Below are 17,029 nucleotides of genomic sequence, written 5' to 3'. Positions count from 1 at the left end.
TGGAGAGGAACAAGAGTTCTTTAGTTAAAGCAGTAAAGCTTACGGTGTTGCCGGAACTTGCTGAGCTTTCGCCAGATCGACAAATTTCCGCATAATGGATACCTCTACGCGGCGGTTCTTCGATCGGCCGAGTGCGGTATTGTTCGAATCCACCGGACGGTATTCACCGTACCCGATTGCGCTGAATAGTTTCGGATCAAGCTTCTTGTTCGAAAGCAATACATCCATAAAGCGGATCGCGCGTGAGGAGCTAAGGTCCCAATTGGATTGGAACTCGGAAGTCGAAATCGGTTCATTGTCCGTATGTCCTGCAACTACGATTTCATAACCCGGGTACTGCTGCAGTATATTGGCAATTGCTAACGCAAGCTTACGGGCCTCGGGCTTGACACTAGCACTTCCCGATGGGAATAAAGCATTGTCGCTTATTGTGATCGTGAGCTGTGATTGATTGAGCTTCGTCTCGAGTTGTGTAGTTAGGCCGTTCGTTTGAATATATTTATCAATTTGCCGCTTGAGCTTCTCCAGATCCTCTTGTTCTTTCTTCATAAGCGCTTTGAGATCGTCTTGATTCGTCGAGTCATCCGGACGGCGGTTATTCTTGTTCTCATTGTCCATTTGCTGTCCGTTAGTTACAACGGTCGTATTATCCAGCACGCCCACGCCGGTACTGAACGCAATATTAAACGCTTTGCTCATATCCTCGAATTTCTTGGAATCTACCGAGCTCATTGCATACAATACGATAAACAAGGCCAGCAGCAGCGTAAGCAGGTCGGCATAAGGGATGAGCCATGTTTCGTCGGCATGTTCTTCATGATGTTCTTTCTTATGCTTTTTGCTCAAGCGTCCTCCGCTCCCTTCTCGTTCATTCTCAACCGCTCGGTCGGTGTCAGAAAGACGGATAGCTTCTGGTTAATTGCGATCGTCGAGACGCCGGATTGGATCGAGAGAAGTCCCTCTACCATCATGAGGCGAAGTTCCAGTTCCCGTTTGGAGAGACGTTTAAGCTTGTTGGAAATCGGATGCCACAACACGTAACCGGTAAAAATACCCAGCAATGTGGCGACGAAAGCCGCAGCGATGGCATGCGCCAGCTTCGCCATGTCACTCATATCCGCAAGCGCGGCGATTAGACCGATTACGGCCCCAAGGACCCCGAGCGTCGGCGCATACATACCGGCCTGGGAGAAAATCAGTGCGCCGGCACGATGGCGCTCTTCGGTGGCGGATATGTCCTCCAGCAGAACGTCCCGCACAAGATCCTGGTCGTTGCCATCTATAATCATTCGCATCCCGTTACGAAGAAACGGATCTTGAATTTCATCCACATGCGTTTCCAGCGCAAGAAGACCTTCGCGGCGCGTAATGGAAGCCCATTCCATGAATAAAGCGATTAGCTCCTCGCGCGGAAGCAGTTTTTGCGTTACGAAGATCATCTTGATCAGCTGCGGGAATTTCTTGAGCTCGGCCATCGGAAATCCGATAAACAGAGAGGCCGCCGTTCCGACAATGATGATGATAAACGCCGCCGGGTTGGCAAGATTGCTGATTGGCGCTCCCTTGAGCGCCATTCCCAGCAATACGGCCACGAGTCCGAGTGCAATTCCAATAATAGTTGATTTCTCCATGACACACCTCGTCCAATATAATAATAAGCAAAAGATGCACGAACCGTAACGCGAGGGGTTCCATGCTCACCACGAACAATTTACCTCCGTGGAACTATAGGGAAAGTCATCGCAACAAATATTCCTATAGTTTGAGAAAAGTAATTGGCTAAACCGGTATAGCCGGGAGCGGGTATTGCCAACAATGAACAGAAAGGCCGGTTAGACAAAATAATCAGTTTTAGCCAGTTGGTTTCTATATTATTATCGTCAAATTTGACTCGTAGATTAGAGCAAATTGGATGTTTTAGGGGTGCACGATTATTTTTAATCGGAATTCGTGTAGAATAATAATAAAGAGGCAACCGAAACCAGAAAGGTGGAATAATTGATGGGCGTTAAGCACGCTAGAGAATATACGGATATATTGAAAGAGCTGACCGAGGCTATTGGTTCTATTGAGGACGGCTATACTTTTTTTGAGATGGAAACAGCGGATTGGGCCGGACTTGACGAGGTTCAGCGCAGAGAAGTGATGGAGGCGCTTGCGGATGACGTTTTTTATGGTCTCGGGGAAGAACCGATGATCCAGGTCGGCGGCGGTGCAGTAACCTATCGTCCGAAGCATCATTGCATTGAAGTATCGGTTGACGGCAAGGAAAGCCGGATAATCAGGCTTATTTAAATATTACAAGGAGGGCGGGACGCATGGCCAAGGTGGAAAAGCTGAGTGCCCCCGATGCGGATAAGGCGATCGCCGGAATCGAAGGCTGGATTCGCGAGGATGAGAAATGGATGCAGGGCAGCTACCGGTTTGCTGCTTTCATGGATGCAGTCGCATTCGTCGGGGAGGTTGCCGCCATTGCAGAGGAGATGAACCATCATCCCTTCATCGCGATCGATTACAAGAAGGTGACACTGCGGCTAACCTCGTGGAACGCAGGCGGTTTGACCGAGCTGGATATGCAATCGGCGCAGCGTTATAACGAAGCTTATCATAGGTTTCGCGTGAAATAATGAAAAGCATGCCCTCTTTACAACGTTTCGGCACTATTTTACAATAGACGATATCGAAATTTGTCAGAAAAATTAACGCCGAACTAACATGAGGTGCATGGATGACGGAAGTATGCGGCTTATCTTGGTCAAATGAGGAGGAATCGATCGGAGCGCTAATCCCTTACTATCAGCCGGTGCTTGCGCTGGATACCCGGCGTATCATGGGTTATGAGGCGCTTGGTCGTATTCGGACAAGCCAGGGCGTGCGCAGCCTTGGACCGTTTTTTGAGGATAAGACCGTTTCAAAACTTGAGCAGTTACGAGTGGACCGGCTGCTTCGGGAGCAAGCGTTGGCCAAATTCGCCAAGGAAGGACCGGATTTCGGCCAGCCCCTTCTTTTTCTGAATTTAAAGCCCTCCTGGATTTTCCAGACTTACGAGGAGACGGGAGAGCTGCCGACGCTGCGCTTAATGGAGAAGTATGGTATCGACCCGCGGCGAATTGTCATTGAAATTACAGAGGAATCGTTTCTTCAGTCGATGGAACAGCTTCGTACAGTAGTGGATGTGTACCGCAAGCAGGGGTGCTTGATTGCGATTGACGATGTGGGAAGCGGGTTCAGCAATATGGACCGGATAGCCCATATTCAGCCGCAAATATTGAAAATCGACATACATATGCTGCAAAAAAGCGAGATGCACAGCGGTTATTACGGGGTGCTCCGGTCGTTCTCGACATTAGCGGATCAAATCGGCGCGTCCCTTCTTGTCGAAGGGGTCGAGACAGAGCAGGATTTGCAGAGAGCGATTGAAATCGGCGCCAGATATGTGCAGGGTTACTTGTTTGCGCCGGCCGAAGCGGAATTACGCCCTTCCTTCTGCTTCGCGGGAATTCTTGAAGCGGAACTTGAACGGCGGCGCAAGAGCATGATTGAATCCGAAAGATTTTGGTGCGCGAAGGCCGAGTGGCTGCGTGATATGGTAGAAAAGGCATGGCAGGGAGCTTGCGGCGGAGGTCTCCCGGAAATGACAGAGGATGCGTTTATCGAGGAGCTGCTGCCGGCACTTGAAGCCTCGTGCATTCGTGTCTACTTATGCCGGGAAGACGGGATACAGATGTCCTCCAACTACCACCGTGAAGGCGGCGGCGTCTGGTGCCGGGAATCGGAGTATCGCGGACTTAACTGGAGCTGGCGGCCGTATTTTATTCCGAATCTGGTCGAGCTCGAAGGAGGGCCCCGCGCGACGGTATCGCGAACCTACACCGATCTTGACTCCTTTGACCGCATTCGAACGGTTTCGGTACCGGTTGGTGGACAGTGCTTACTATTTGTCGATTTGATCGAACCGGACGGGGAGAGATGACGAGAGGCGTAAAAAAGCCCGACTGGCGCATGATTGCGGCCAAGGCGGGCTTTTTTATTGACTATTATTCTTCTGCGGTAACCTTGGGAAAGAACGATAATGCATAGAGCGCTGACAACCCCACGATAATGAACACAATCTTAGCGCCGACCGAATCCGAGCCGTCAAAAATTTCCGAAACCACATCATACTCGAAAAGACCGATCAGAAGCCAGTTCAAACCGCCGATGATGAGGATAATTAAGCTGACGATGTTCAAAATCTTCACTGGACCCGCCTCCTTAAGAGTTTTCGGAGTAAAACTTGCTTCGTAAGCATTACTGAGTTTTACGAAGTAAAACTTGCGCACCCACTAATACGGTTATGCGGTCCGGTGACAGTTTAGTACCGAATTGTGAAAGCGCTATTAAGACGCGTCCATGGGCTTAGGTGCATAAGTCATGCAGTGAACGTCAACGGGGCCGTTCGCCGTACGCCTGGTATAGGTATCGGTTATGACAAAGCCTGCCTTCTCATATGTGCGAATCGCACGCAGGTTCCAGACGTGAACCTCAAGATCGATCACGTCTTGAGGGGCGCGGCGGATCGCTTCCAGAACAATCGTTTGGACGAATCGCAGACCGAACCCTTGTCCGCACAAGTCGGGGCGCATCCCCAGACCGATCCGGGTAACGCCAAGCAGCGGGAAAAATTGGGCGAAACCGATGAAACTACCGTCTGAATCAACGACGGCCGCATACTGCCGGTTGCGGATTTCCGAATCGCCAAATTCGAGGCCAAGCTGCAGCATTACTTCCCAGGAGGACCAATTATAGAAGTCAAAGGGCGGTTCATAACGCCAGCTGCAAAGCTCTTCGGCCAACTTTGCCGATAGAGGCGTAATAAAATAGCGATTTGTATGAGGACTGCGCGGGACGTTCATGAAGGTTTAGGCCTCCTATATGGATTAGGGAAAGTAAGAGGGAAGATGGCCTTAATTATAGCAAATCCTTCAGAGCAACTGTTAATGAAATAGCATCTATTGTTTGGGGGGGTGTCTCTACCGGGTAAAAGAGAGTAAAGACGTTATTATATGCTTCAAAGTGGTTTCTTCATAAATCCGGGGAGGGATGACAATGCAGTTTGCCCATATACTCGTTGCCTACGACGGATCTTTATCCTCAGTGAAAGCGTTGGAAACCGCCGTCCGTTTAGTTGAAGACAAACAGGCCGAGAGGTTGACTGTCGTGCATGTTTACAGCATACCGTACATGGCCGTCGCCGATTCAATTGTAACCGTTCCTAATTCGATCCAAATGGATTGGCTCGAACGGGTGAAGATACTGCTTGCGGATGCGGGCAAACAAATCGCCCATTTACCTTATGCGCATACAGCGGTTTTGGAAGGCAGCCCGGCAGAAGCCATTCTGCAGTATACCGAAGAGAACGGCTGCGATTTAATCGTAATAGGAAGCCGCGGGCTGAGTTCGCTGCGCGAATTTATGATGGGAAGCGTCAGCCATAATGTGGCGCAGCATTCGAAGGTACCGGTAATGATTATAAAATAAGCGGCATACCCCTGACAGGCCTGCCATGATAAAATGGTAAAAGCATGAATGATGAGTCTGAAAGGGGACCGTATATGATGAACGTGATCGTTTCACCGGAATGGTTGGCAGAGCGGGTAAAAAGCCCTGCCGAGTCGCTTCGTATCGTCGATTGCCGGTTTTTGCTGCAGGATTCCGCAGCGGGAGAGAACGCATATAAGACGGCGCACATTGACGGCGCCGTCTATATGGATTTGGAGCGCGACTTGTCTGCGCCAAAGCGTGAAGACCGCTCCGGCGGGCGCCATCCGCTGCCGGAGCCGGCGGCGCTTGCCGCCGCTCTTGGGCGTGCCGGAATAACAAACGGCACGCATGTGGTCGCCTACGACGACCAAGGCGGCGCGATGGCCGCGCGCCTTGTCTGGCTGCTCCGCTGGCTCGGCCATGAAGGCGGCGCCTCAATCCTGAGCGGCGGATTCGCCGCATGGCAAGCGGCCGGCTACCCGGTCAGCGAGGCGAGGCCGGTAATCGCGCCGGCCGACTATGTGCCGCACGTACGGCCGGAACTAGTCGCAAGCGCCGGCGACGTGCGCGAACGGCTTGGCCGCGAAGGCGTCGTGCTGGTCGACTCGCGCGAAACGCCTCGCTACCTCGGCGATTCGGAGCCGATTGATCCGGTTGCCGGGCATATCCCCGGCGCGGTCAACCGCTTCTGGAAGGACGGCCTCGCGTCGGATGGGACCTGGCTGCCTGCGGAAGCGCAGCAGGAGCGCTTCAATGATTTATCCCGGGACGATGAAATCATCGTCTATTGCGGCTCCGGAGTGACAGCGTGCCCCAACGTGTTCGCACTGGAGGCGGCCGGCTTTCGTAATGTGAAGCTGTATGCCGGAAGCTGGAGCGACTGGATTTCGCGCGCGGAGAATCCGATCGCGACGGGGGAAGAGTAAGCTAAGAGGCCGCGTCCGACGCGGGTCTAAGGACTGTGACAGGTTGCCGGTTGGTTCCTGTCACAGTCCTTTTGCGTCTTCAGCGCAAACGGCTTACCAACACGAACTCGCTGACAATCTCAAAAACATGAAACATATTGACCTTATATTTCACCACTGTTATATTACATATATGAAATATTAATTGCGGGGGTCTCTCCATGAATCAACTTTCCAATGTTGAATTTATGCTGTTGCAAGTTATCACGGAATGCAATCAAGCGTCGGGTTACGATATCAATAAGTTAATCGATCAGCGTGGCTACCGGGAATGGGCGAATATCGGCACGACTTCGATTTACGCAGGACTGAAGAAATTGAACGATAAAGGATTGATCGAATCCGAGGATTCCGGCGAGAAATTCGGCAAGGGACCTATGCCGATCCGATTTACTATGACGGAAGTCGGTATGACAACGCTGAGAAATGAAATCATCGCCGGCCTGTCCTCTTCGCGAGAGCGGGATAACCGATTCGATCTCGGGCTTGCCGCTATACCTTTACTCGAGAAGGGCGAAGCCATTGGAGCTTTGCGAAAACGGTTAGATTTTCTTGGGGACGTTTTGATAAATATAAGGCAGAACTACGAATCGCAAGGCGGCGTTCGATTGCCGCTGTACATAAGGGCACTTTTCCTTCATCCGATGAGTCTTATCGAGAGTGAGCAAGCGTTCGTCGCCAATCTAATCAACGAATTGTTGGAGGAGATGAAGGAAGATGTCAATAATGATTGAAGGTTTCGTTCCTTTTCAAGGAGAACATTGCGAGTCGACAGCAATGGGCAACTTGCTTCAATTTGCTGGAGTCCGGCTATCGGAGCCGATGTTATTCGGACTCGGGCAAGGATTGGGATTCATTTATTGGGATTCTAAGGGGATGGACTTTCCTTTTATAGGGGGGAGGGTGAAGCCGGATGAGTTGGCTGTTTGCATAGCATCCCGGCTCAACTTAACCATCAGGACGCAAGAAACCTCGTCCGTTGAAAAAGCATGGCAGAACGTGCGGAGCTTCCTAGGACGCGGAGTTCCGGTTGGGCTTAAGTTAGACTCCTATTATTTGGATTACTTCACGAACAAAGTGCATTTTGCCGCCCACTATGCGGTGATATATGGCATGGATGACGAATACGCCTACATGGCGGATACAAGACAACAGGGTGGACTAGTGTCGACGCGTTTGACCCATTTGGCCATGGCTAGAAACGCAAGGGGGCCTATGAGCTCCAGGAATCGCTCCTTTACGATCGAGCCGATCGTCACCCTTCCACCTCTTGTGCCCGCAATACGATCATCCTTAACCAAGAATGCACATGACTACTTGAATCCGCCAATTCGAAATATAGGGAACAAAGGCATTATAAAAATGAGCAGTGAAATCCTGAAGTGGCCTTCTCGCAGTAAGAACTTTGAGCAAGATCTATGCTTGACTGCGTTATTAATGGAAAGGGCGGGAACCGGTGGCGCTTTGTTTCGAAATCTATATCGGGATTTTCTAAAAGAATGCGTGGATCTGTTTGGAGACTCGAAAGTAGTACAGGCATACTGGTTGTTTATGGAAATCGCTCCATTGTGGGTAAGCGTATCTTCTTTGATCGACCATGTAGGTAGAACGGGGAACCATCAGGTACTGAACCAGGTTTCCGAGCTTTTGCTCGAGATTGCGGATAAGGAACGTGCAGCCATGGAGTTATTATTGACAGTTTGACTTTTTAGTTGGATTTCACAACTCTAGCGCAATTCGTTTTGAGTCAACATTTGGGGTAGACGCAAACAACTGCCAACAGGCTGCAAACAACAGCATTGGAGCCTGCTTGCTGTCACTCACATCCTTCCGGGTGCTACCTTGCTTCACTTTTCCTTTTGTTAGCATTCCGTTCGGCTTGGGACTATTCAAGAGTAGGGGTTCGTGGGGGAGTAAGAAGCTGGAGCGACTGGATTTCGAATCGCGAGAATCCCATCGCGACAGGGCAGGAGTAAGCGCCGAGAGGCGGCACAAGACGCGGGTTTCGAGGGCTGTGACAGTTTACCATCGGGTACACTGCTGCAGCCTTCTTTGGTGTTAAGGCAATTGAACTTAAATCTTATTTTGTAAAATAGTTAAAAGGTCCTATTTGCAAACGTATTAAAAACTTATAGATTTGACAGTATACGACAATTTAAAATATCGTACGACAAAGGCAAACCCACTGAAAAGTGGCGACGCAAAGCTATAGGGGCTAAGGTGGACGATTCTTCCATGATGCCAGCCAGTTTACCGAATACGACGGGAACCTCCGTCTATTAATGAGTATGCAAGTAGATGTGGGGTTTTTTGTTGTCTAAATTTTCGTATACGACAAGTTTATTCCTGAGGGAGGTGAATGACGAACAAACACTCGTTAGCGATGAGAAAACTCCCGCTGATGCGGGCACAGCGGACAAAAGCGGGGAAAGAGAAGGGGATTATTAAATAAAATCGAGTTACATCTGGACTTTAATTGGAGGAATTACATTGAAGAAAATTATTGTCACCGGAGCACTCGGGCAAATCGGATCGGAATTGATTATGAAAATGAGGGATATTTACGGATACGATCGTGTAATTGCTACAGATATTCGAAGAACCGAATGTGATGTTGTTCAAACAGGGCCGTTTGAGATAGTGGATGTTACAGATTCAAAAGCTCTGTTCGATGTGACCAAAAAGCATCAGGCGGATTCCATTATTCATCTTGCGGCATTGCTGTCAGCTACGGCCGAGTCAAACCCGCTTCATGCGTGGCATTTAAACATGGACGGCCTTATCAATGCATTGGAAGTGGCGAAAGAGCTCGGCTGCCAGTTCTTTACCCCGAGTTCAATCGGTGCATTTGGGCCAACGACGCCAAAAGACAATACGGCGCAGGATACGATACAACGCCCGACAACGATGTACGGCGTAAATAAAGTCGCCGGTGAATTACTTTGTGATTATTACTATTACAAATATGGAGTTGATACGCGGGGGCTTCGTTTTCCCGGACTTATTTCTTATGTTGCTCCTCCTGGCGGGGGAACGACGGACTATGCCGTTGAGATTTATTACGAAGCGATTAAGCATGCGCGTTATACTTCCTATATTGCGCCAAAAACATATATGGATATGATGTATATGGCTGATGCATTAAATGCCATCATTACTTTAATGGAAGCCGATGCTGCAAAACTGAAACACCGAAATTCGTTCAATGTAAGCGCTATGAGTTTCGAACCGGAGGAAATTGCTTCGGAGATTCGAAAGCATATACCGATGTTTAAACTGAGCTATGATGTCGACCCGGTCAGGCAAAGGATTGCAGAGAGCTGGCCAAATTCGATCGATGCAACCGCAGCCAGACAAGAGTGGGGCTTTAAGGCAGAATACGACTTGAGGAAAATGACGGAAGAGATGCTTTTGATGGTAAGTGCGAAGTTCAATTTGATTGCTTAGATTAACCTTTGTATAAGTTAGGGAAGGGTGAAACACATGCAAAAGCACATATATGGGCCAATGATCAGCAAACACATAGATATCAAGCCTTTTGAGATTGTTGAGGGTGTCCATTTTCATGAACTGTTAACGAAGGAAATGGGTCCTAAAACAATTATTGCAGGATTAGCCACTTTCAAGCCGGGCTTGGGATTAGCCTGCCATATTCATAATGTAGAAGAATCCGTAACCATATTAAAAGGAAGCGCCTATTGCGATGTCGAAGGGGAGCGGACCCTTTTACAACCTTACGATACTTCTTTTATTCCGGCAGGTATTGCACACCGGCTCGAAAATGCAAGTACTTCGGATGAGTTGGTTATTATATGGGTTTATTCTCAAATTGATGAAACATTCAAGCCGGTAGATATTGAACGAATCTATGTAGATGCCGACCGCTGCATGCTTCCAAAAAAAGCAGTAAACAAGAGCGCAGCCGGCCATGAACTCAAAGAGTATGTTAAAACCGTATAGATTTGTTCTCAATCCAAAAATCACTGACTGATATTGTCAAGAAAGGGGGATATAATGAGAAAAACTGCTTATTGAGGAGTGTCAAATATGGACTTGAATTATTACGATACGTTTATTATGGTGGCGGCCGATTGTCCCGCAGAGAACGGCATCGTGCCTCCGGATAAGAAGAGCGGAAGAACGAAGCCCGGAATCGAGTTTGAGCTGATCGCCAATCATCCCTACAAATACACCTCAGAGGACCTTCTGTATGAAGTGCATATCCGTCACAAAAACATTCCCGAAGAGGAGCTGGCGGCGAAGGGGACCCAAATCAGGGACGAATTTTTCCAGAAACCGATGCCTTGCCTAAGAGCATCCATGCTTCCTAAGAAATACGGATGGGGGATTCATTTCAATGCTGAAGGGAAAATGGCGCTCGTTCCCGTTGGTTCCCCGGATTATCGGCGCTTCGTCGAACAGGGCAAGGAGGACGTGAAGCTGCTCGCGGCAATGAGAAACAGCAAGAAGTAGTCGACAAACGAATATTAACAAATGTTTGGTTTCGGCAAACCGATCCTCCTCTCCTTTCGTTAGCTGTAGTAAGTAGACAGCCCGTTTCTACTTCGATTATGACAGGAGGGGGTGAAAGATAATGAATTGGTTGAGGGAGAATAAGTACGCCGCGATACTGCTCACGATTGTTCGGCTTTATGTAGGCTGGCAGTGGCTCACCGCCGGCTGGGGCAAGATTACTGCAGCGAAACCATTCGACGCAAGCGGCTTTGTGAAAGGTGCGATTGCGAAGCCGATTATGGAGAGTGGGTCAAATGAGCTGGTTTATTCAAACTATGTATCGTTTTTGAAAAATTTTGCACTGCCGAATATCAAAATTTTCAACTTGATTGTGCCGTGGGGCGAATTTCTGGTTGGGCTGGGATTGATTATTGGCTGTTTGACGACAGCAGCGGCTTTGTTCGGTATCATGATGAATTTCAGTTACCTGTTTGCCGGCTCGATCAGCATAAACCCGTGGATGGCGCTTCTAGGCTTTATTATCCTCGCGGCAGGCGTAAACGCAGGCAAGCTCGGTGTCGATTACGTATTGGCTCCCAAATTGCGAAGCTTGTTCAGTCAGCGCTTGCAGAAGACGAGAGGAAGGATGAAAGAGTCCGCACGATGAGAGTTTGAGAACATAAACGAAGCGGCAAGGAGTTATAGCGAAGAGCGAGTAATGGGACATAGGCCGGACAGGGGCAAAGGGCTGAAGCAGGTTGTAAATCCGACCTGCTGCAGCCCTTTGTGCGCTTTTCTTTGGCGATGCTGCAGAATGATGCTATCAGTGATTGTCCTGAAGAGCTGCAGGGCGGTCAGTTTATTCCCACACTTTCCGGAGAGGCAGTCCTTTCTGTGTTCGGACAAGGTCGTCGACCTGTTGAATAAAGTCAGTTTTTGCGCGGGTGTAGCCATCGGGGTCCGAATGATACTGTTCGGCCAGCAAGCGTTTAAGCTCACCGTATTGTTTAACTAAGCCGGGATCGGCCCGCAGGTAATCGCGAAATAGAATTTCCTTTCGTTCATAAAGTCCATCGATGGGGAGGATATGCGAAGGCGGCGGCATGCGGGGCCATGATTTCAAGAAGCCGGGCTTTCTCGTGCTCGAACTCCAAAGCCCACTCGGGTCGGTAAGAAACAACTTTGATTTTCTGTCCGGACATCCTGTTCCTCCTCCTTTATTGCTTTTCGTGCAAATGGGAAATACGTGAGCAGTGCATACAACAATTGTTCAGCCGCTTCTTCCCGCTGTGCCGCCCCATTGTAATATAAGACCATAATAATATCCAGCCTCTAATCCTTGATGCAATAAGCCCCGGCGAAGCACCTGCTTAGTCCTCTCTTTGTGCCATTTACGATACTTCTGTAGGCTCTGGAAACTTCTTATTGATTTTTGAAGGACACAATGATACTGTAATATTGTAATTTAAATTACAAATTGGAGAGCTCAGCTTAATGGCAACTAAAAAGCAAAGCGTCGTTATCTCAATCAGGCTGGACGAGCTTTCATTGAAGGCTGTAGACCTGCTTGTTGAGGCAGGACTTGAATCGAACCGCTCAAGAGCAGTATCGCATTTTGTGAACCTTGGCATTCAATCATCGGAAAAATTACTGAGAGAAGCTGAGCTTCTGGCTGATAACGTGCAGCGGCTCAGGAATGAAATGATAGAAGCTGTAAAGGTAAACAACATTGAGAAGGTCACAGAGCTCCTGGGTAAAGACGCGGCTCTCGTGAACGCGAGCAACAATAAAGGCGAAACGGCAGTGCTTATGGCTGCCTATTACCGTGCAAACGATATCAGGGAAATGCTTATCAACAATGGGGCGCAGCTGAACATCTTTGAGGCGTCGGCAGTCGGCCATACAGAACGTGTAAAGGAGCTGCTGGAACAGTCGCCCGATCTGATAACAGGTTACAGTTCAGACGGCTTTACTCCGCTCGGGTTAGCTGCACATTTCGGGAACGAAGAGACGGCGGTCTTCCTTCTGGATCAAGGCGCGGACGTAAATGGGAGAAGCAAAGACGGTAACTTGAACAATATGGCGATACATGCGGCTATTGCCGGTAACTATGAGCATATCGTCAGGGTGCTTATTCAATATGGAGCGGATGTAAACGCCAAGTGTGAGGGGAAATGGCGGCAGGGCTTCAATACCCTGCATGTTGCCGGATACTTTGGCCGGGAGTCCATGATTAAGGTTCTGCTGCAGCATCATGCCGATAAAACGGCTATTACTTATAACGGCGAGACCCCATACGATCTGGCCATCTCCAAAGGACATCAAGAGTCAGCTGCTCTCTTGCTATAAATCTAATTCATCTACAAAGGAGAATGCCCAGTGGAAAGCAAACAATCAATCCTGCCGGAGTTAGTCAAGGAATTTGTCGGTAATGCGCACGGCGATCTGGACCGTGTTAAAACGCTGCTAAAGGAGGAGCCTGGACTCATCAATGCGGCGTGGGATTGGGGCGGCGGAGATTGGGAAACGGCTCTTGGAGCCGCGGCGCATATGGGGCGGAAAGACATCGCACAATTCCTTCTGGACCATGGAGCCCGCATTGATTTATTTGCGGCTGCGATGCTGGGGAAAACCGATATTGTCCGGGCGATGCTTGCCGATAACCCTGGACTTAAATACATACCGGGTCCCCATGGCATCCCGCTGCTTAATCACGCGGAAGCTGGCGGGGTTGATGCGGCCCAGGTTGTGGAGCTTTTAAAAGAATAGCAGGCGGTAGGGAGCTGGTCTTTAGGGGCGGCTCTATTTTTTTGCTTGTACCCGGTGACATAAAAGCAGCACTTATAAAATATAAATTTATTACTTGAAGTAATTATGTAAGGTCGCAATAAAGTATAAAGCAGGCCCTGACCGCCACTAACGGCAATCAGGGCCTGTTTTTATAAGCAGCTCGGCGCAGCCCGCTTACAGGGAAACATCGCCGGTGCTTTGGAACAGCTCGATAATTTCGCCGTCCGGACCCTTGAAGAAGGCGATACGCACGGGAATGCCGCCGAGCACCGCGTCCTTGGGCTCAACAGTTACTTCCATACCGGCAGCTCTGGCAAGCTCCACGGCGCCATCAACATCATCGGAACGCAGCGCCAGATGCAGAAAAGCGCCTTCAGGCTTAGCGCCTTCCGTCCCGCCGGCGAACACCTCGAGGTAGTTGCCGTCGCCTGTGTCCAGCATAATCGCCCGGCTGCTGCCTTCGCCCCAGCGCACTTTCTCCTGAAAACCGAGAACTTCGGAGTAAAAACGTACCGTCGCGTCGAAATCATACACTCGGATGGCGACATGATGAAAACCGCCGCCGCCTATTTTTGCATTACTGCCCATTAGGCCACCCGCTTTCCGGAAAGTTTGTCCTACACAAGTATATACCGTTGCAACGGAATTATGGAAGGCTATTCAGAACACGGGCCGCAGCCGAGGTCTAGTGATGTTTTACGTTCAGGATGGTTTATTTCCGGCGCCTATCGTATACTAAGCAGAAAAAAGGAGCAGATTTCCATGTCCCAAGAGTGGATTCAGCATTCAGTCATTTTCTGTTTGAAGCATGCGAAAGGGTCCGAAGAGGAACGACGGTTTCTTGAAGACGGCCGTTCGATTCTTGCATCCATACCCGTGGTGAAAAACTTCCGAGTATACCGGCAGGTCAGCCCGAAGAACGAGTATGATTACGGCTTCTCCATGGAATTTGCCAATAAGGAGGAGTACGATACGTACAACGCCCATCCGCTGCACGTCGCTTTCGTGAAGGAGCGGTGGGAAACCGAGGTGGAGCGGTTTCTGGAGATCGATTACCGGCTCTGATATGCGTAAAAACCGGTTTGGAAGGCTCTGCTGTCGCACTGACGGCGGAGCCTTCATTGTTATAGGGAAGACAGATTATACATTGAATTACATCGATTGACAGGGTAGCGCGAATTTGATATCTTATAGTCAATCTATTGACTAATATTGCAGAGGAGAGGGTGCATGGATACACGCGTAGCCATTATTCTTAACATATACCGTGCTTCCAATCTGCTGGAGCGGGTGGGCCGGGACCTTGTAAGTGAGGTCGGGTTATCGAGCGTGCAGCAATGGTTCATCCTGGGCGAGCTGTACAGAAAAGGAGAACGGTCGCTGAAGGATTTCACGTATAATCTGCTGGTTACGAAGCAGAACATCACCGGAATGATCAAGCGGTTGAAGGAAGGCGGCTACGTGACGACCCGGGAGGATGCCGATGACCGGCGAATCACCCGGGTGAAGCTGACGGATTTGGGGACGCAAACGGTCGAGCGCCTGATCGAAGCGGGAAATGCAAGCAACGAATCCACCTTCAAGCCTTTCACCGGCGAAGAGCTGGGCCGGTTTGCGGACATGCTGGAGCGATTGGTCGGTAATTTGCACCCTTGTAAAGAAGAAGGCCCATATTGGGCAAAATAGTAAAAAAGAGATAGAATTGCATGATGGAGAGAAGGGTTTTGCGAAATGGATAGAACGCGAACAAATACGAAATGGACGGTTGCCGGCCTGCTGCTCGGCTTATTTATGGCAGCGCTGGATCAAACGATCGTCTCTACCGCCATGCCGACGATTGTCGGCCAATTCGGCCACTTTGAACGGCTGGTCTGGGTGTTCTCAGCCTACATGATTGCCAGTGTCGTGGCCACGCCGATTTTCGGCAAGCTTTCCGATATGTACGGCCGCAAACGGTTTTTCATTCTGGGGCTTGGGGTGTTTCTGCTCGGTTCCATCTTGTGCGGCGCGGCTCAGAACATGACGGAGCTTATATTGTTCCGTGCGCTTCAAGGTATTGGCGGCGGGGCAATTATGCCGCTTTGCTTTGCCGTCATATTCGATATCTTTCCGCCGGAGCAGCGGGGCAAGATGAACGGCTTGTTCGGCGCTGTGTTCGGCCTCTCCAGCGTGTTCGGACCGCTCGCCGGAGCGTATTTCACCGATAATATCGATTGGCGCTGGGTATTTTATATCAATGTACCGATCGGCATCGTCGCATTTCTGCTGATAGCAGCCGGTTATAAGGAAACGGCGAACAAAGTGAAACAGGTTATAGACTGGGCGGGAGCCGCCTTACTTGCCGCAACTATCCTAAGTCTGATGTTTGCCCTTGAGCTTGGAGGCAGAACGTATGCTTGGGGTTCCTTGCAAATTATCGGCTTGTTCGCGGCCTGCGTTATTTTCCTAATTCTGTTCCTGACTGTGGAAAGGTATGCAAAGAACCCGATTATTGCCCTGCAATTGTTCAGAAATAAAGTGTTTACCGCAAGCCAGGTCTCCAGCTTCCTGTACGGCGCAATTATGATCTCCGGGGCGACATATATCCCGATTTTCGTGCAGGGCGTCTACGGCGGAACTGCAAGCTCCGCCGGTCAGACGCTTACGCCGATGATGCTCGGCGTGGTTGCCAGCTCCGTAATCGGCGGCCGGTTTGTCGGCAAATTTCTATTTCGCAATATAATGCTGGTGTCAATCGTAGTTCTGGTTGTCTCGCTCTTCCTGCTTGGTACGATCAATGCGGATACATCTCGCTGGATTGTAACCGTCTATATGATCTTCGTCGGTCTCGGAATCGGCGTATCGTTCGTTGTGTTCAACATTGCCACGCTGCATGGCGTAAGCCCGCAGTACAAAGGTGCGGCCACTTCGATGGTCGTGTTCTTCCGGACGATCGGCTCCGCCCTCGGCGTTACTGTGTTCGGCGTTATTCAGACGAACCGGCTGACGCGAGATATTTCACAGGTCATCCAGGATCCCGAGACAGCCAAAAAATTCGGCGATCCGCAGGCCTTGCTGCAGCCGGCTGTACGCAAAATGTTCCCGCCGGAGGTGCTTACGAAAATGATCGGCGGACTCGCCGAGTCCATCGCTTTTGTTTTCCAGTGGAGCGTGGTTCTCCCTATAATCGCTATGCTCTTCGTACTCCTGATGGGCCGCGCGAATGTGGAAAGAAGCTCCGCCGAGCCGGTTCGCAGCTTCGAATAAGACAGCTCAGCCTTTATATTGGCCTCGCCGCAGCGTTTACCGTGCGGACG

Annotated in this window: 23 protein-coding genes and 1 riboswitch; of the genes, 16 read left to right on the top strand and 7 right to left on the bottom strand. The window is 49.9% G+C overall.

Features of this window, described 5'->3' with window-relative positions; genetic code table 11:
* Positions 1-39: 39 nt before the first annotated feature.
* Positions 40-846 (bottom strand): flagellar motor protein MotB, encoded by an 807-nt coding sequence (motB, locus tag KZ483_RS00680; RefSeq protein ID WP_220350905.1) that lies wholly within the window; start codon positions 844-846, stop codon positions 40-42.
* Positions 843-1,631 (bottom strand): flagellar motor stator protein MotA, encoded by a 789-nt coding sequence (motA, locus tag KZ483_RS00675; RefSeq protein WP_220350904.1) that lies wholly within the window; start codon positions 1,629-1,631, stop codon positions 843-845. Before motA ends, motB begins: the two co-directional genes overlap by 4 nt.
* Positions 1,632-2,001: 370 nt before the next feature.
* Between motA and KZ483_RS00670 the strand changes: the two genes are divergently transcribed.
* The 3 genes from KZ483_RS00670 to KZ483_RS00660 all read left to right on the top strand — a co-directional run bounded on the left by KZ483_RS00670 (position 2,002) and on the right by KZ483_RS00660 (position 3,973).
* Positions 2,002-2,295: a hypothetical protein gene (locus tag KZ483_RS00670; protein ID WP_220350903.1), complete on the top strand. Its 294-nt coding sequence runs from the start codon at positions 2,002-2,004 to the stop codon at positions 2,293-2,295.
* A 23-nt stretch (positions 2,296-2,318) separates the two neighbouring features.
* Positions 2,319-2,627 carry a 4a-hydroxytetrahydrobiopterin dehydratase gene (locus KZ483_RS00665; RefSeq protein ID WP_220350902.1) on the top strand — a complete coding sequence of 103 codons (309 nt, stop codon included), beginning with the start codon at positions 2,319-2,321 and terminating at the stop codon, positions 2,625-2,627.
* Between the two features lie 101 nt (positions 2,628-2,728).
* Positions 2,729-3,973: an EAL domain-containing protein gene (locus KZ483_RS00660; protein ID WP_220350901.1), complete on the top strand. Its 1,245-nt coding sequence runs from the start codon at positions 2,729-2,731 to the stop codon at positions 3,971-3,973.
* Positions 3,974-4,037: 64 nt separating this feature from the next.
* On the opposite strand, the gene KZ483_RS00655 is transcribed toward KZ483_RS00660, so the two are convergent.
* Positions 4,038-4,241: a DUF378 domain-containing protein gene (locus tag KZ483_RS00655; protein WP_220350900.1), complete on the bottom strand. Its 204-nt coding sequence runs from the start codon at positions 4,239-4,241 to the stop codon at positions 4,038-4,040.
* Positions 4,242-4,379: 138 nt separating this feature from the next.
* Positions 4,380-4,895, bottom strand: a complete 516-nt coding sequence (locus KZ483_RS00650) for a GNAT family N-acetyltransferase (RefSeq protein WP_220350899.1) — start codon at positions 4,893-4,895, stop codon at positions 4,380-4,382.
* A 193-nt stretch (positions 4,896-5,088) separates the two neighbouring features.
* Here KZ483_RS00650 and KZ483_RS00645 point away from each other — a divergent pair, with 193 nt between their 5' ends.
* The 8 genes from KZ483_RS00645 (at position 5,089) to KZ483_RS00610 (ending at position 11,610) form a co-directional block, all read left to right on the top strand.
* Positions 5,089-5,520 carry a universal stress protein gene (locus tag KZ483_RS00645; RefSeq protein WP_220350898.1) on the top strand — a complete coding sequence of 144 codons (432 nt, stop codon included), beginning with the start codon at positions 5,089-5,091 and terminating at the stop codon, positions 5,518-5,520.
* A gap of 77 nt (positions 5,521-5,597) precedes the next feature.
* Positions 5,598-6,449: a sulfurtransferase gene (locus tag KZ483_RS00640; protein ID WP_220353181.1), complete on the top strand. Its 852-nt coding sequence runs from the start codon at positions 5,598-5,600 to the stop codon at positions 6,447-6,449.
* Between the two features lie 200 nt (positions 6,450-6,649).
* Positions 6,650-7,222: a PadR family transcriptional regulator gene (locus KZ483_RS00635; RefSeq protein ID WP_220350897.1), complete on the top strand. Its 573-nt coding sequence runs from the start codon at positions 6,650-6,652 to the stop codon at positions 7,220-7,222.
* A complete protein-coding gene (locus KZ483_RS00630) occupies positions 7,206-8,192 on the top strand; it encodes a BtrH N-terminal domain-containing protein (protein WP_220350896.1) in 987 nt (328 codons plus the stop codon). The genes KZ483_RS00635 and KZ483_RS00630 overlap by 17 nt, the downstream gene beginning before the upstream one ends.
* A 461-nt stretch (positions 8,193-8,653) precedes the next feature.
* Positions 8,654-8,746: riboswitch (cyclic di-GMP riboswitch) on the top strand.
* 232 nt (positions 8,747-8,978) lie between these two features.
* Complete coding sequence (locus KZ483_RS00625) at positions 8,979-9,935, top strand: L-threonine 3-dehydrogenase (RefSeq protein ID WP_220350895.1); 957 nt, start codon at positions 8,979-8,981, stop codon at positions 9,933-9,935.
* A 60-nt stretch (positions 9,936-9,995) separates the two neighbouring features.
* The gene (locus KZ483_RS00620; protein WP_220350894.1) at positions 9,996-10,448 is read left to right on the top strand and encodes a cupin domain-containing protein; all 453 of its coding nucleotides are present in this window, start codon (positions 9,996-9,998) and stop codon (positions 10,446-10,448) included.
* Positions 10,449-10,535: 87 nt separating this feature from the next.
* A complete protein-coding gene (locus KZ483_RS00615; RefSeq protein WP_220350893.1) occupies positions 10,536-10,961 on the top strand; it encodes a DUF6157 family protein in 426 nt (141 codons plus the stop codon).
* Positions 10,962-11,082: 121 nt separating this feature from the next.
* Positions 11,083-11,610: a DoxX family protein gene (locus tag KZ483_RS00610; RefSeq protein ID WP_220350892.1), complete on the top strand. Its 528-nt coding sequence runs from the start codon at positions 11,083-11,085 to the stop codon at positions 11,608-11,610.
* A gap of 192 nt (positions 11,611-11,802) precedes the next feature.
* Here the strand turns inward: KZ483_RS00610 and KZ483_RS28980 are convergent, their stop codons facing one another.
* A complete protein-coding gene (locus KZ483_RS28980; protein ID WP_397376174.1) occupies positions 11,803-12,048 on the bottom strand; it encodes a GrpB family protein in 246 nt (81 codons plus the stop codon).
* Positions 12,005-12,145 (bottom strand): hypothetical protein, encoded by a 141-nt coding sequence (locus KZ483_RS28255; protein WP_258881485.1) that lies wholly within the window; start codon positions 12,143-12,145, stop codon positions 12,005-12,007. Before KZ483_RS28255 ends, KZ483_RS28980 begins: the two co-directional genes overlap by 44 nt.
* A gap of 292 nt (positions 12,146-12,437) precedes the next feature.
* Here KZ483_RS28255 and KZ483_RS00600 point away from each other — a divergent pair, with 292 nt between their 5' ends.
* Both KZ483_RS00600 and KZ483_RS00595 read left to right on the top strand, forming a co-directional pair.
* A complete protein-coding gene (locus tag KZ483_RS00600) occupies positions 12,438-13,292 on the top strand; it encodes an ankyrin repeat domain-containing protein (protein ID WP_220350890.1) in 855 nt (284 codons plus the stop codon).
* A 30-nt stretch (positions 13,293-13,322) separates the two neighbouring features.
* A complete protein-coding gene (locus KZ483_RS00595) occupies positions 13,323-13,712 on the top strand; it encodes an ankyrin repeat domain-containing protein (RefSeq protein WP_220350889.1) in 390 nt (129 codons plus the stop codon).
* Positions 13,713-13,907: 195 nt separating this feature from the next.
* Here the strand turns inward: KZ483_RS00595 and KZ483_RS00590 are convergent, their stop codons facing one another.
* Positions 13,908-14,321: a VOC family protein gene (locus tag KZ483_RS00590; RefSeq protein WP_220350888.1), complete on the bottom strand. Its 414-nt coding sequence runs from the start codon at positions 14,319-14,321 to the stop codon at positions 13,908-13,910.
* A gap of 174 nt (positions 14,322-14,495) precedes the next feature.
* Between KZ483_RS00590 and KZ483_RS00585 the strand changes: the two genes are divergently transcribed.
* From KZ483_RS00585 to KZ483_RS00575, 3 genes are all read left to right on the top strand, one after another.
* A complete protein-coding gene (locus KZ483_RS00585; RefSeq protein WP_220350887.1) occupies positions 14,496-14,798 on the top strand; it encodes a Dabb family protein in 303 nt (100 codons plus the stop codon).
* Positions 14,799-14,963: 165 nt separating this feature from the next.
* The gene (locus KZ483_RS00580; protein WP_220350886.1) at positions 14,964-15,419 is read left to right on the top strand and encodes a MarR family winged helix-turn-helix transcriptional regulator; all 456 of its coding nucleotides are present in this window, start codon (positions 14,964-14,966) and stop codon (positions 15,417-15,419) included.
* A gap of 45 nt (positions 15,420-15,464) precedes the next feature.
* A complete protein-coding gene (locus KZ483_RS00575; RefSeq protein ID WP_220350885.1) occupies positions 15,465-16,979 on the top strand; it encodes an MDR family MFS transporter in 1,515 nt (504 codons plus the stop codon).
* Positions 16,980-17,029 lie beyond the last annotated feature (50 nt).

Source organism: Paenibacillus sp. sptzw28, from assembly GCF_019550795.1.
GTDB lineage: Bacteria > Bacillota > Bacilli > Paenibacillales > Paenibacillaceae > Paenibacillus_Z.
Note: the sequence above shows the minus strand (reverse complement) of the source record. Positions and strands in the feature narration are given on the sequence as shown.

Coding starts and splice junctions, on each gene's coding strand:
- KZ483_RS00645 (WP_220350898.1), top strand. CDS start 5,089: ATGCAGTTTGCCCATATACTCGTTGCCTACGACGGATCTTTATCCTCA.
- KZ483_RS00590 (WP_220350888.1), bottom strand. CDS start 14,321: ATGGGCAGTAATGCAAAAATAGGCGGCGGCGGTTTTCATCATGTCGCC.
- KZ483_RS00615 (WP_220350893.1), top strand. CDS start 10,536: ATGGACTTGAATTATTACGATACGTTTATTATGGTGGCGGCCGATTGT.
- KZ483_RS00585 (WP_220350887.1), top strand. CDS start 14,496: ATGTCCCAAGAGTGGATTCAGCATTCAGTCATTTTCTGTTTGAAGCAT.
- KZ483_RS28255 (WP_258881485.1), bottom strand. CDS start 12,145: ATGTCCGGACAGAAAATCAAAGTTGTTTCTTACCGACCCGAGTGGGCT.
- KZ483_RS00670 (WP_220350903.1), top strand. CDS start 2,002: ATGGGCGTTAAGCACGCTAGAGAATATACGGATATATTGAAAGAGCTG.
- KZ483_RS00665 (WP_220350902.1), top strand. CDS start 2,319: ATGGCCAAGGTGGAAAAGCTGAGTGCCCCCGATGCGGATAAGGCGATC.
- KZ483_RS00610 (WP_220350892.1), top strand. CDS start 11,083: ATGAATTGGTTGAGGGAGAATAAGTACGCCGCGATACTGCTCACGATT.
- motA (WP_220350904.1), bottom strand. CDS start 1,631: ATGGAGAAATCAACTATTATTGGAATTGCACTCGGACTCGTGGCCGTA.
- KZ483_RS28980 (WP_397376174.1), bottom strand. CDS start 12,048: ATGCCGCCGCCTTCGCATATCCTCCCCATCGATGGACTTTATGAACGA.
- KZ483_RS00580 (WP_220350886.1), top strand. CDS start 14,964: ATGGATACACGCGTAGCCATTATTCTTAACATATACCGTGCTTCCAAT.
- KZ483_RS00660 (WP_220350901.1), top strand. CDS start 2,729: ATGACGGAAGTATGCGGCTTATCTTGGTCAAATGAGGAGGAATCGATC.
- KZ483_RS00650 (WP_220350899.1), bottom strand. CDS start 4,895: ATGAACGTCCCGCGCAGTCCTCATACAAATCGCTATTTTATTACGCCT.
- KZ483_RS00600 (WP_220350890.1), top strand. CDS start 12,438: ATGGCAACTAAAAAGCAAAGCGTCGTTATCTCAATCAGGCTGGACGAG.
- KZ483_RS00640 (WP_220353181.1), top strand. CDS start 5,598: ATGAACGTGATCGTTTCACCGGAATGGTTGGCAGAGCGGGTAAAAAGC.
- KZ483_RS00635 (WP_220350897.1), top strand. CDS start 6,650: ATGAATCAACTTTCCAATGTTGAATTTATGCTGTTGCAAGTTATCACG.
- KZ483_RS00630 (WP_220350896.1), top strand. CDS start 7,206: ATGTCAATAATGATTGAAGGTTTCGTTCCTTTTCAAGGAGAACATTGC.
- KZ483_RS00575 (WP_220350885.1), top strand. CDS start 15,465: ATGGATAGAACGCGAACAAATACGAAATGGACGGTTGCCGGCCTGCTG.
- KZ483_RS00620 (WP_220350894.1), top strand. CDS start 9,996: ATGATCAGCAAACACATAGATATCAAGCCTTTTGAGATTGTTGAGGGT.